We start from the raw sequence: 12,386 nt of genomic DNA, 5'->3' as shown, positions 1-12,386 counted from the left end.
AAGGGGCGGGTGGTCGCAGGAGCGGTCAGAGGGGGAAACCCAGCTCCTTGGCCGCCTCCACCGGGGTCGGCTGGGCCCACCGCTCCGCCATGGCCGCGCTGGAGGACAGCGAGCGCAGCTCGGCGCGGTCGAGATAGAGGGCACCGTCCAGATGGTCCGTCTCGTGCTGGACGATCCGGGCCGGCCACCCCGTGAACACCTCGTCCACCGCCCGCCCGTACTCGTCCTGGCCCGTGAGCCGCACCGCCGCGGGCCGGGACACCACCGCCTGCCAGCCCGGCACGCTCAGACAGCCCTCGAAGAACGCGGCCCGCTCGGCGCCGACCGCCTCGTACGACGGATTCACCAGCACCCGGAACGGCAGCGGCACGCGCCCGCGCACCACCCGCACCTCCTCCGGCACCGGCGCCGGGTCCTCGATGACCGCGATCCGCAGCCCCACGCCGACCTGCGGGGCCGCCAGACCGACGCCCGGAGCGGCGCGCATCGTCTCGCGCAGCGCCTCGACGAAGCGGGTCAGCAGCTCCGGGCCGAGCTGCCCGTCGAAGGGCACGGCGGCACGGCGCAGCACCGGATCGCCGGCGGCGACGATCGGCAAAGGGCCGCCGAGGGCGAGGAGTCGCTCGACCCGGTCGGCAAGGGTGCTCGGGTCATGGGGAGTTGCCATGGCGCCAGGATGTCACGCGCCTCTGACAACCGCCGTTCCCTTGTGTGACGTACGCCACTTGAAAGGCCGGGAACTCGACGGCCCCGCGATCCGACTACTGGACCGTCCCCACAGCCGTACCCGCCCGCAGCCGTTCACCCCCCACAGCCGTCTTCCCCGCTCACCGTCCCCAGCCCACCGGAGAAGCCCGCCGATGTCCATCGCTCCCACGACCACGACGGACGAATCCCCGGATTCACCGGACGCGTCGAAACCCTCCGCTCCGGCGAAACCGTCCGCAGCCGCCACGCTCCGCCCGCTCGTCCTGCGGCTGCACTTCTACGCGGGCCTCCTCGTCGCCCCGTTCCTGCTGGTCGCCGCGCTGACCGGCTTTCTGTACGCGGCGTCGTTCCAGGCCGAGAAGGTCATCTACGCCGACGAACTCACTGTCTCCGTAGGAGACACCAAGCTGCCGATCTCCGAGCAGGTGGCCGCTGCCCGCAAGGCCCATCCCCAGGGCACTGTCGCGGCCGTGCGCCCCTCGCCCGAGGACGACGCCACGACGAGGGTCATGCTGTCCGGCGTCCCCGGTGTCGGCGAGGGGCACACGCTCGCCGTGTTCGTCGACCCGTACACCGCGAAGGTCGAGGGCGCGCTCGAACAGTACGGGTCGTCGGGCGCGCTGCCGCTGCGTACCTGGATCAGCGAGTTCCACCGCAATCTGCACCTCGGCGAGAACGGCCGCCTCTACAGCGAACTCGCCGCGAGCTGGCTGTGGGTGATCGCGGGTGGCGGCCTGGTGCTGTGGTTCGCCCGCCGCCGTACGCAGCGCAAGGTACGCGGCACCACTGGACGGCGCCGCACCCTCGGTCTGCACGGCACCGTCGGCGTCTGGGCCTCGGCCGGCTTCATCTTCCTCTCCGCCACCGGTCTGACCTGGTCGACGTACGCGGGCGCCAACATCGACGTCCTGCGCACCTCCCTCGGCCAGTCCACCCCGTCGGTCTCGGCCGCGGCGGGCGGCGAGCACACGGGCCATGACGCGGCGGCCGGTGCCGGGAGCACCACCGAGCACGGCGTCGGCCTCGACAAGGTGCTGGCCGCGGCCCGCGCCGAAGGCCTGGGCGACCCCGTCGAGATCGTCCCGCCCGCCGACGAGTCCTCCGCGTACGTCGTGAAGCAGACCCAGCGCAGCTGGCCGACCAAGCAGGACGCGGTCGCCGTGGATCCCTCGACCGGCGAGGTCCTCGACGTCCTGCGGTTCGCGGACTACCCGGTGCTCGCGAAGCTGACCCGCTGGGGCATCGACGCCCACACCGGGCTCCTGTTCGGGTTCGTCAACCAGCTCGCGCTGATGGCCCTCGCGCTCTGTCTGGTCCTGCTCATCCTGTGGGGGTACCGCATGTGGTGGCTGCGCGGCCGGGCCTCCGCCTTCGGCCGCCCGATTCCGCGCGGCGCCTGGCAGCAGGTGCCCCCGCTGCTCCTCGTGGTGCTGATGGCGGGCGTGGCCGTCGTGGGCTACTTCGTTCCGCTGCTCGGCATTCCGCTGGCCGCCTTCGTCGCCGTCGACGTGATCCTGGGCGAGATCGACCACCGGCGCGGCAACCGGACGTACGGGGAGCGGGTCGGCGCCAAGTAGCAGGCGGTACGAGACGGCCCGGCTCCCGTTGACCGGGGAGCCGGGCCGTGTTGTGCGTCTGTGCTTCTGCGTGTCCGTCCGTCGTACGGAGCTCTACTCGAAGTCGCCCGCGAGGGCCGAGGCGAGCTTCATGTGCGGTGCGGCCTCCTCGTGGCGGCCCTGACGCTGGAGTGTGCGTCCGAGCAGCAGCCGGGCGTACTGCTCGACCGGGTCGCGCTCGACGAGGATGCGCAATTCGGCTTCCGCGCGCTGCAGTTGGGCCGAGTGGTAGTAGGCGCGGGCCAGCAGCAGCCGGGGTGCGGTCTGTTCCGGCACCTCCTCGACCAGCCCGCCCAGAACACGCGCCGCGCCGGCGTAGTCCTTGGCGTCGAAGAACAGTCCGGCCCGCTCCCAGCGCTCCGAAGCCGTTCCGTGGTCGTAGTACGTGTGCGTCGTGGTCTCCACTCGTGCCTCCTTCGGAGGGGCTAACCGGCCGAGGCGGTCAATCATTCCGCGCCGTGCCGGCCCCCCAGGGCGGCCAGCTCCGCGTTCGCCCGCTCGTTGATCAGCGACAGCACCCGGCCTGCGACGGCCAGATCCCCGGCCGGGATACCGGCGTAGATCCGCGCGGAGACCGGGGCGGTCTCGGCGCTCGTGGTGCGGTACAGCTCGCGTCCGGAGTCCGTGATGGTGAGAAGGGCGGACTCGGCCGTCAGCAGCCGAGCCTCGACGAGTTCTTCGATGACCGCGAGCACGTCGGCCTTGCCGATCTTCAGCGCGTCGACGACCTCGCCGACAAGCCACTCGCGGCCGACGGGCCCGTTCGCGACGGCGACGAGCCTGAGCGTCACCGACTGCTGGAAGGTGGCGCCGTGCCGGGCCAGCACGTTCTCGAGGACAGCTCGCCCGGCGTAGTGGGCGAGGGCTATGACGCGGGGGTTGAGCGTGGGTGCGGTGGGTGCGGTGGGTGTGCTCATGACGGCTCCTTCTCGGGGTCGGCGTGGAGAGGGGTGTCGAGCAGTAGTGCCAGGTCACGGGTGAAGTCCCGGGCGCGCTCGCTGTCCAGGCCTCCGAGGGGCTCCAGCAACTGTTGCAACAGTCCCTGTACGACCTTGATCGCGCGCCGGGTGACCTCGCTGCCCTCTTCGGTGAGGGCCAGTTGCACCGCGCGCGGGTCCTGCGGGTCCCGGGCGCGTTCGAGCAGGCCGGCGGTCTCCAGGGCGCGGGCGAGCTTCGACACGTAGAGCGGTTCGAGACCGGTGTGGTCGGCGAGCCGACGCTGACTGGGGCGCAGACCGGCGCGCCGCATGCCGTACAACGACGCGACCAGGGCGTACTGCGCGTGGGTCAACCCCAGGGGGGCGACCGCCCGGTCGACGGCCACGCGCCACTTCGTCGACAGGCGCCAGACCAGATAGCCGGGGGTCGCGTCCTCGGATGTAGAACTCATGGCGAATACAGTACATGGCTACTATGTCCATGGCTACTAAATAGTGCGAGCTGCCGGAAGCGGCAGCCGGGGCGGTGCCCCTGGTCCGCTCTTCCGCTCGTCGTCGGCGGTGGCGGTCAGGTCCTGATGGCGTCCGTTGCCGGCACTTGGTAGGGGAGGGGGGCGGCTGCCAGGTGTTCTCTCAGCCCCTGCTCGGTGCTGCTCACGTGCAGCAGCGCGGCGGCCTGGCTGAGAGAGGCGTCCCGGGTGCTCAGTGCCCGGTAGATCGCCTCGTGTTCGGCGAGGGTGCGCCCCGCGGCCTGGGCGTCGACCAGACCACGCCAGATACGGGCGCGCAGCGTACGGCCGGAGATGGCCTCCAGGAGGGTGAGCAGCGTGTCGTTGCCCGTCGCCGAGACGACGGCGCGGTGGAAGGCCGCGTCGTGGGCGTTGAGCCGTTCGACGTCGTCGCGGGCGTCCCGCATGGCGTCCAGGTGGCCTTTGACCTCGGCGAGCTGCTCGTCGGAGATCCGGGTGGCGGCCAGTGCGGTGGCCATCGGTTCGAGGAGCCTGCGTACCTCCATGAGGTCCTGCAGGGCGGCCGAGTCCCCCTGGAGCAGTTCCACCGCCCCGCCGAGGCCCTCGAAGAGCAACCTCGGCTCCAGGCTGGTCACATATGTGCCGTCGCCTCGGCGGACCTCCAGGATCCGCGCGACGGACAGGGCCTTGACCGCCTCGCGGGCGAGGTTGCGGGACAGGCCGAGCTGGGCGGCCAGTTCCGGCTCCGGCGGGAGCTTCGATCCCGGGGGCAGAGCGCCGGTGCGGATCAGCTCACGGATCTGCTCGATGGCCTTGTCCGTCAGAGACAACGCGAACTCCTTCCATGACCGCTCTCCGCGGGCACGTCAGACCTGATCGGTTCCTGGGTACGAAGATCGTCCCAGAGACCTTCGGGGATGTGCCCGCGGCGGAGTTCCGCGGTACGTGCCACCTGCTCGGGGTGGCTCCGCATGCCGAGGGTGACGTTGATGATACTGAGGTGATTGTACGGAAAGACCATCGTGGCGGCGGCAACGTCGACCCGGGCTCCAGCGCCAGGCAGTGGACGTACGGCAGCGGCACCGACCTGCTGTGGGCCTTCCCGGCCCAGTAGTAGCCCTCGCGCGACGAACACGAGCCCGAAGGCGCGCCGGTCCCGAACGGCCGGGACCGGCGACTCGGACTTCCCTGTTCGACCTCGCCACTGTTTCCGCAGGTCAGTCTGTCCGCCGCTCGGCAGCCTGGTAACCGGCCCAACGCCTTCGTCAGGCTGCGCGCGGTCCGATCAACTGGGCCCTGTACGCCGAGGTGCCGGGTAGGGGCCCACCGCGGTGTGGACGAGCCAGCCCGCTGCCGCGCCGACCGCGTACCAGAACAGGTCGGGTGGATTGAAGGTGGAACCGAGCACGAGGCGGGTGACGGCGCTGCGCCGGGAGAGCTCCGCCGTCATCTCGCTGAGCTGCAGGAACTCGACGCCCCAACTGAGGGCCAGTGCGCTTGCGGCGGCCGTCAGGGGCGTCACTCGTGGCGCGACCAGAACGACAAGGGTGAGAAGCAGGACGGTGTACAGCGCGTCTCCGCCGTACTTGGCCAGGCTTCCCGTGGCCACCGCCCGGAGTCCCAGCCCCGCCCCTACGGTCACCACCGCGGCCCCGACCGCCACCAGACGGATCCGTGCCGGTTCGACGGCGCGGTTATCGGTTCCGGGGACGAGGGGCACAGGGGCATACTGCCGGACGTTTCAGTTGCGGTACCAACTGGATTGCAGTGAGGCCCTGTTGCTGCAGTTCCACGCCCTGTCGCCGGTCGAGTTCAACTCGGAGGCCCGAAATACCCGCGAGCCGAACCGGCGTGGAGTGCAAGGTGAACCGCGCTCATCCTCCGAGCGGCGGCTGGGGCGGAACCGGTCCCTCGCCCGCATAGGTGTCGCCCCGCGGTGCCGACGGTGCGTCGTCCTCGGCGAGCGTCAGACTGGGCCAGGGCCCGGCGAGGGCGGTGTCGTCCAAGGCGATGCCGAGGTGGTCGAGGACCAGGGCCACCACCGGCGCCATCCCGATGTCCTCACCCTCGTGCGCGGCGAGCGCCGCTTCCACCCGGTCCCACCAGGGTTCGGTCCGCTCGGGCCGGGTGTGCTCCATGCCGGGCTCGAAGTTCTCGACGCACTCGCCGTCGCGCCAGTACTGGAAGACGTCCAGTCCTTCGGTGGTCAGCACGCTGTATGTCTCGGTGCCGCGGGACAGCTCCGCCAGCGGTTCGTTCCAGGATCCGACGACACCGTCCTCCTCCACACAGAAGGCCCAGTCGCCGAGCCTCCCGGACCGCAGCAGCGAGACCGCTCCGTCGCCGGAGTCGCCCGAGGGAAGATCCGAGGCCTCGTCCGCATCGAGCGGACGTGCCTGCTCCGGATCGGCCCCGTACCGGGCGAACACCTCCTCGGGGCCCAGCCCTCGGGTGAAAGTGACGCACATCCAGGCCGTCGCCCAGTCGAGCGAACGCACGTCCGTGCCTGCCGCCATGTTCTGCCTCCGTCATTCACGCCCGGCTCACCTGCCGGGGTTGAGCCTTCCGGGCTCCCCGCAGCGAGCGAGGCGCGGCGGGGAGCCCGGTTCATGATGCCTGGTTCACGCAGCGGGACCGGTTACGGGGCGGGACGCCCTGCGGGGTCCTATGCCGTGAACTCGATGCGGAACGGGTCACCGTCCACGAGGCGCTGGTACTTGCGAAGAGAGCCGAGGACTCCGCCCGCCGAGCTGTTGGCGCGCTGGGTGATGTGGAGCCGCAGGCAGGTCTCGTTGCCCGAGGCCGGCCGGGTGGGCCAGGTCGCCGGGGCGGACCACAGGCCGTTCACGACCTGAGGGGTCAGTTCGGCGCACAGGTTGCCGTCCTGACCGCCCTCGGCCGTGCTGGCGGGCGGGAACTCGTCGCAGCTGTCCTTGCCGGTCTCCCCTGGGTACAGGTTGGTGAAGGGGGTACAGGTGGAGGCGCGATTGGCGTTCGCCTTGGTCTGATTGACCGCGTGCAGGATGTCGGTGCCACGGCGCTGCATGATCTCTTCGTAGATGGGCACGACGATTCCGTACTTCTCATGCGCCTTCGAGTAGCTCAACACCGGGATGTCGTCGGTGGGTATGACGCAGCCGCGCAGCCGGGGCTGCTCCTTGTCGCAGCGGATCTCGCCGGTCGCGGGGCTGGACCAGGAGGCGCTGGGGTCGACCGGGACCGCACCGGGCATCGTCACGTACATCTTGTAGCTGGTCCGGAAAGAGGAACGGGTGGTGTTCGCCGCGAAGGCGTCGCCGCTGTACTTGGTCTTTCCGGTCCTTTCCGCACCGGGTGTCATCTCGGGGGCGCCGTACCACGGCTGCTTCGTCACCGTCGTGCAGCCGGCACCGCAGCCCACCTGCATTTTCACCACGAGACTCTTCACATCGCCGGTGACCCGGACCAACTTGGCGGTGATCGTCTCGTTGAGGTCGAGGGACTTGTAGGAGGTGGCGAGTGTGGAGTTGACCTGGATGAGGCCGGTTCCGATGGTCTTGCCGTTCGCGTCGAAGAGCGTGTACGTGACCTCGGCGCCGTTCAGGCACAGGCCGCCGGTGCGGCTCCAGCTCCAGTTTCCCGGACTTGTCAGCACACACGAGGGCGCGGGCGGCTCGGGGTCGTCGGCGTCCGGCTCGAACTCCGTCCCGAGGCCGTCACCCGCCGGGTCGTCGGCAGCGAGGGCAGCGGCTGCCGGGGCGGGAGCACCGGTCTTCGTACGGGTCGCGGTCCCCGTACCGCTGTCCACGCTCACACACGCGGTGACGGCGTCGGGCACCGTCGCGCGGGCAGCGGCGGGGAGCCGGTAGCAGGAGTCCTCGGCGGCGAAGGCGGCGCTTTGCAAGGTCGTGGCGGGAGCGGTGGAACTACTGTCCGCGGTCTTGTCCGCCGCCCCGGTGAGAGACGTACGGGCTGGTGCGGCCTGGCCGTCGGCCGCGTCGGCGGTACCGGTCGCGGTGAGGGCCACGGTGAGCATTAGAGCGGGCAGCACCCATCTGATGCGTGATGAGGTCATGACTTCTCTCTGGTGTGGTGGGGGCAGGAAGAGATGGGGCGGCCGGGCCACCGCCCGGCCGCCGGACGCGAATCCGTCTGTGCCGAGCGGCTCAGAAGATGGAGGACAGGGCCTTGGTGGCCCCCGACACGACGTCCTCGCCAACGTCGGCGATCTTGCCGACGACGGGTTTGATGATCTTGCCGCCGAGCGCCTTGTCCGCGGCACCGACCCACTTGGACTGGCCGAAGGTGACCAGGCTCAGGCCGGTGCCGATGGCGGATTCGATGAACTCGCCGCTGGAGAAGCCGTATTCGATGCCGGTGAAGAGGGTGCCGAGGGCGCCGGCGCCCATCGAGACCGAGGAGAAGAAGCCAGCCGCCAAAGCCGCCGGGGGGAACACGAAGGTGGCGAGGGCGCAGCCCGCGGCCAGGAACCCGGCGCCGACGCTGATCGCGTTGAACGCGTCGGCGTACCAGCCGGCGTCGTTCCACCACTCGTCGGCGTCCGCGCCGGTGCCGTTGGGGTTGATCTGGTCGTTGGTGTCCTTGTCGGCCGGGTTGATCTTGGCCTCCCGCTGACGGCGGGCCTCCTCGAGAGCCGCCTCGGCAGCCGCCTTGACCTCGGCCGCCCGCTTGGCCGCGGCGATCTGCTTGGCCTGGCTGGCCGCAGCCGCCGCCGTCGCCGCGTCCTTGCCCGCCGCGATCTCGGAAGCGCGGGCGGCGGCGGCCGAAGCCTGGGCGCTGTACGACGACTTGAGGGCGGCGCGGGCGGAGTCCATCGCCTTGTTCGCCGAGTAGTTCGCGGAGCGGGCGGCACCGCGGGCGGTCGACGCCGCCGCGCTCGCCTTGTTCGCGGACGCCTTGGCGTCGGCCGCGGACTTGTCGGCCGCGTCCGCGTTCCGGTTGGCCTCGTCGGCATAGTTGTCGGCCTTGGCTGCGGAGTCGAGTGCCTTGGCCGCCCACTCCTTGGCTTCGGCGGCGGCGTTACGGGCGTCGGCGGCGGCCTTCGATGCCAGGGCGGCGTTCTCCTGCGCCTTCTCGGCGATCTTCGCCGCGGCCGCGATGGCGCCGCGGATCGCGGCGACATGGGTGGCGGTGTCGTGGTCGAGCCGAGCCGTCCGGAACTGCACCAGGGTGACGAAGTTGCGGCGCATCCAGGTGGGCCCCTCCATGGCCACCTCGGCGTACGCCTTGGTGAAGGCACCTCCGGTGTTCATCAGCGTGAGGGTGAGGACCGCGTCGTCCTCCCGTATCGCCTCGGGGTAGTCGTGGTCGAAGAACTTCTGCAGCGCTTCGGTGGTGTTGAGGTCGAGTGCCTTGTTCGCCGCGGCGGTGACGGCCTTGCCGGGGTTCGAGGCCAGGATGCGACCGATCGCCGCCCGGTTGTCCTCGTCGGAGGCCTTCTTCATGCCACTGGTGAGGAAGTCGCCGACCGCCTTGGAATCGGGGCTCTCCAGGGCACCCTGGGCCGCTTCGGCGATCTTGGGGGCGGCGATCGTGGCCACGTGGAGCGTGGTCTCCCGGTCGTCCTGTCCCTGGGCCAGGATCCGGTCGAGGTCGATCCAGGCGTACACGTCGTCGTCCGTGCCGGAGAGGGCGAACTGGGCCGCCTGGCGGGTCCAGGCACCCCTGGAGCTGAGCAGGGCGACGGCCGCCTGGCGCCCCTGGACCGCCGCGAGCTCCATGTCGTTCGCCGCCAGCGCCTGCTCGGCCTTGGTGATCAGATCCTTGGTCGCCTGATCGATCTGCTGGGCCTGGGCGACCTTGCTCTGATAGGCAGTCAGCTCCTTCGTCTCGATCTCGGCGAGCAGCCTGACCTCCTCGATGGCCTGCAGCTTGTCCTGCTCGAGGGTTTCCGCCTCGGCGTTGCGCGCGTTCTGCTCCACCAGGATGGCGTCCGAGACAGCCTTGGTGGCCGTGTTGGCGGCCAGCACGGCCGCCGCCGCGGCGGCGGTGGACCTGTTGGCGTAGTCGACGGCCTTGCCCGCGTACTTCACGGCCTCCTCGGCGGCGGCCGCCGCCTTGTCGGCGTGGTCCGCCGCGGAGTTGGCGGCATCCCGGGCGGTGCGGGCGGCCGCGGCCGCGGTGGTGGCGAGGGTCTGGGCGGTGGAGGCGGCATTGGTGGCCCGGTTCGCGGCGCTGGACGCGATCGCGGCCTGGCGCTTGGCCTCCGCGGCCTCCGACTGTGCGGCGCCGGCGGCAGCGCCGGCCTGGGCGGCGGCGTTCGCGGCGGCGGCCGCGTTGCGTGCGGCGGAGGCGGCGGCGGAACCGGCGGCGGCGGCCCTGGTTCCGGCGACGGCGGCCTGGTCGGCCGCCTTGGCCGCGGTACGCGCCTTCGCCGCGGCGTTGCGGGCGGCGACCGCGGCGTTCTTGGCGGCCTCGGCCTTGCCGGCGTCCTTGGAGGCACCGATCGCGGCATTGTAGGCGCGAGCCGCGGCACTGCCGGCGTTGGCGGCGGCCTGGGCGGCGCCGGTGGCGGCCCAGGAGGCGCGGCGGGACGCCGTCACAGCGGCGTTCGAGGCGTTGATGGCGTTACGGGCGGCATCCGCCGCGCCCTTCGCGGCAGATGCCGCTTTGCGGGCCGCCGCCCCGGACTTCTGCACATCATCCTTGGCGGCGGTGGCCTCCGCGGCTGCCTTCTCCGCCGCCTCCTTCGCCTTCTCCGCGGCGGTCTGGGCGCGCGCGGAGGCCTCGACGGCCAGGTTTGTCTGCTGTTCGGCGCGCTTGCCCTCTCGCACGACGACAGCGACCAGCTCCTCGATCGTCGCTGACTCCTGGTCCCGGGCACGGGCGATGTGCTGCCCGGTCTCGATGAACCACTCCACGTCGGACGCGGTGCCGCTGAGGGCACGGTCGGCGTACTTGCGCACCTCAGGGCCGGCCTGCAGCAGCATGGTGGTGACCTGGGACCGGGCGTCCTCCAGACGCGCGTTGTACTGGGTGTCGGTGAGGAACGTGATCAGGGTCGGCTGGGTGTCGGCGTTCAGGGCGGCGGTGCCGTCTCGCTGGACCGCCTTGTCGCCGGTGCCCGACACGATGGTGGTGGCCACCCGGAGGTCCTCGAGGATGGCGGGTTTGAAACCGTCTTTCAGGAAGGCGGCGATGGCGGCGTCACCGTTGTCGAGGGCGGCGACCGCCTCACGGCGCAGGCCCTTGCCCGCGCGGTCCAGGCTGCTGATGATGGCGACGCGGTTGTCCTGCACGGTCTGGTACGGCAGCGTTTCGGCCAGGAAGGTCTGGATCTCGCTGTCGGAGCCGAACAGGGCCGTGGCGGCTGCGGCTTTGACGCCTCTTCCGCCAGATATCCAGGCTTTGACCACCTTCGCCCGCTCGGTGTCCGGCAGCGGGACCGGGTCGGGCGCCGTGCCCTCCGCCGCGGCGGCGACCGGGGGGAGGAGCACCGAGGGCGTGGACGCTACGGCGGTGGCGGCGGCGAGCGCACCAAGCACGCGGCGCCGGCTCCAGAAAATTGTCTGCATAAGAGAGTTGTCCTCGTGTGCGCTGTTGACAGGACATGTTGGATCTCATTGGCAGGGCTGTTTTCGACGTGCCCACGGGATGGAATGCCAATGGATGCGAAGTAGCGCGTAGGCGGCGCTCCTTGTAGTGCCGGACCATATCAACTGCTCATACAAGAGAAGCCAGTTGAGGAGTCGGAATCTTCAAGGCCCGTTGAAACTAGAACTTCTGACTGATCATCAGGGATCGTTTACATGTCCCTCACAATCTTCCGTACAACCTTTATGGAGGGTGACGGAGATCACGAATAATGCACGAGGATTGCTGCGGTATGCGTGGTTTTATGCACTCGACCTGAAGGTGACTTCATGTTGGTATGGCAAAGCGGATGACGATCACCGAGACAGGGGGCCTCTCGTTTCGAGAGGTAAGGGAACTGTTTCCCAAGGGAGTTGGGGCATACCCGACAGGGCGATGTCGATATCGCGTTCCTGTGCACCCGAATTCGAGTCCGGTGATGGACATCCGGCCGTCATGACGAACTGGGGGATGCAATGAAGGAATACGGAAGAATGTCCGTGAAGCCGCGGCGCAAGCGGCTTGCGCGGCTCGCACTGGGTGCGGCCGCGGTCGGCGCCCTGGCTTGGATCACGGCGACCACGGGCATCCCCGGCGGGGCGTCGCAGCAGCCGGGCCCCACCGCACTGGTCGCGGACGACGCCCCCGGTTATGCGGTGGAGGATTTCAGCTACCCGCAGGCGGACAAGATCCTGGCCGAGAAGAACATCCTCCTCAAGCGCGGCGACGGGCACATCACCCTGGCCGACTGTGCGGGTGGCACCGGCCTCCTGGAGATCCTGGCCCGCAACAAGGTGGACAAGATCTGCTTCAAGGTGGTGGGCGACTCCGGCTGGCTGACCCTGGAGATCCCCGCGGTCTACGCGATCAAGGGCAACGACTACACGACCGCCGTCGACATGACCGTAGGTACCGAGGAGAAGTCGTTCGACATCACCAAGAACGCCTGGACCGCGGTGGGTGAGGCCGCGGACGCAGAGGGCCGCGATCACATGCTCGTCGAGATCAGGTCCTCCAAGTAACCGCAGGTCAACACCGACATGCTCACCGCCCCGCGGTCCGGTGCCCACAGGACGCGCGGC

General features: G+C 70.1%; 11 protein-coding genes. 2 read left to right on the top strand and 9 right to left on the bottom strand.

Annotation, left to right across the window (positions count from 1 at the left end):
• Window positions 1–25: 25 nt before the first annotated feature.
• On the bottom strand, window positions 26–667 hold the full coding sequence (locus OG734_RS04540; protein WP_330286158.1) for a peptide deformylase: 642 nt from the start codon (window positions 665–667) through the stop codon (window positions 26–28).
• 193 nt (window positions 668–860) lie between these two features.
• Between OG734_RS04540 and OG734_RS04535 the strand changes: the two genes are divergently transcribed.
• Entirely contained in the window at window positions 861–2,285 is a 1,425-nt protein-coding gene (locus OG734_RS04535; protein ID WP_330286157.1) for a PepSY-associated TM helix domain-containing protein, read from the top strand.
• 93 nt (window positions 2,286–2,378) lie between these two features.
• Here OG734_RS04535 and OG734_RS04530 read toward each other — a convergent pair whose 3' ends face one another.
• The 8 genes from OG734_RS04530 to OG734_RS04495 form a co-directional block, all read right to left on the bottom strand.
• Window positions 2,379–2,729: a tetratricopeptide repeat protein gene (locus OG734_RS04530; protein WP_330286156.1), complete on the bottom strand. Its 351-nt coding sequence runs from the start codon at window positions 2,727–2,729 to the stop codon at window positions 2,379–2,381.
• A gap of 41 nt (window positions 2,730–2,770) precedes the next feature.
• On the bottom strand, window positions 2,771–3,241 hold the full coding sequence (locus tag OG734_RS04525; protein WP_330286155.1) for a MarR family transcriptional regulator: 471 nt from the start codon (window positions 3,239–3,241) through the stop codon (window positions 2,771–2,773).
• Window positions 3,238–3,714, bottom strand: coding sequence for a MarR family winged helix-turn-helix transcriptional regulator (locus tag OG734_RS04520; protein WP_330286154.1), 477 nt, complete (start codon window positions 3,712–3,714; stop codon window positions 3,238–3,240). The genes OG734_RS04525 and OG734_RS04520 overlap by 4 nt, the downstream gene beginning before the upstream one ends.
• A 116-nt stretch (window positions 3,715–3,830) precedes the next feature.
• Window positions 3,831–4,562, bottom strand: coding sequence for a FadR/GntR family transcriptional regulator (locus OG734_RS04515; protein WP_330286153.1), 732 nt, complete (start codon window positions 4,560–4,562; stop codon window positions 3,831–3,833).
• Between the two features lie 455 nt (window positions 4,563–5,017).
• Window positions 5,018–5,452: a ribosomal maturation YjgA family protein gene (locus OG734_RS04510; RefSeq protein ID WP_443064823.1), complete on the bottom strand. Its 435-nt coding sequence runs from the start codon at window positions 5,450–5,452 to the stop codon at window positions 5,018–5,020.
• Between the two features lie 154 nt (window positions 5,453–5,606).
• Entirely contained in the window at window positions 5,607–6,248 is a 642-nt protein-coding gene (locus OG734_RS04505; protein WP_330286152.1) for a DUF6461 domain-containing protein, read from the bottom strand.
• A 149-nt stretch (window positions 6,249–6,397) separates the two neighbouring features.
• The gene (locus tag OG734_RS04500; RefSeq protein ID WP_330286151.1) at window positions 6,398–7,786 is read right to left on the bottom strand and encodes a NucA/NucB deoxyribonuclease domain-containing protein; all 1,389 of its coding nucleotides are present in this window, start codon (window positions 7,784–7,786) and stop codon (window positions 6,398–6,400) included.
• A gap of 91 nt (window positions 7,787–7,877) precedes the next feature.
• Complete coding sequence (locus OG734_RS04495; RefSeq protein ID WP_330286150.1) at window positions 7,878–11,246, bottom strand: ALF repeat-containing protein; 3,369 nt, start codon at window positions 11,244–11,246, stop codon at window positions 7,878–7,880.
• A gap of 552 nt (window positions 11,247–11,798) precedes the next feature.
• Here OG734_RS04495 and OG734_RS04490 point away from each other — a divergent pair.
• A complete protein-coding gene (locus OG734_RS04490; RefSeq protein ID WP_330286149.1) occupies window positions 11,799–12,326 on the top strand; it encodes a hypothetical protein in 528 nt (175 codons plus the stop codon).
• Window positions 12,327–12,386: the final 60 nt, after the last annotated feature.

This window comes from Streptomyces sp. NBC_00576 (assembly GCF_036345175.1).
Taxonomy (GTDB): domain Bacteria; phylum Actinomycetota; class Actinomycetes; order Streptomycetales; family Streptomycetaceae; genus Streptomyces.
Note: the sequence above shows the minus strand (reverse complement) of the source record. Positions and strands in the feature narration are given on the sequence as shown.

Excerpts from the sequence above, each read along its gene's own strand:
- OG734_RS04490 (WP_330286149.1), top strand. The coding sequence starts at position 11,799 with ATGTCCGTGAAGCCGCGGCGCAAGCGGCTTGCGCGGCTCGCACTGGGT.
- OG734_RS04540 (WP_330286158.1), bottom strand. The coding sequence starts at position 667 with ATGGCAACTCCCCATGACCCGAGCACCCTTGCCGACCGGGTCGAGCGA.
- OG734_RS04505 (WP_330286152.1), bottom strand. The coding sequence starts at position 6,248 with ATGGCGGCAGGCACGGACGTGCGTTCGCTCGACTGGGCGACGGCCTGG.
- OG734_RS04495 (WP_330286150.1), bottom strand. The coding sequence starts at position 11,246 with ATGCAGACAATTTTCTGGAGCCGGCGCCGCGTGCTTGGTGCGCTCGCC.
- OG734_RS04520 (WP_330286154.1), bottom strand. The coding sequence starts at position 3,714 with ATGAGTTCTACATCCGAGGACGCGACCCCCGGCTATCTGGTCTGGCGC.
- OG734_RS04525 (WP_330286155.1), bottom strand. The coding sequence starts at position 3,241 with ATGAGCACACCCACCGCACCCACCGCACCCACGCTCAACCCCCGCGTC.
- OG734_RS04535 (WP_330286157.1), top strand. The coding sequence starts at position 861 with ATGTCCATCGCTCCCACGACCACGACGGACGAATCCCCGGATTCACCG.
- OG734_RS04500 (WP_330286151.1), bottom strand. The coding sequence starts at position 7,786 with ATGACCTCATCACGCATCAGATGGGTGCTGCCCGCTCTAATGCTCACC.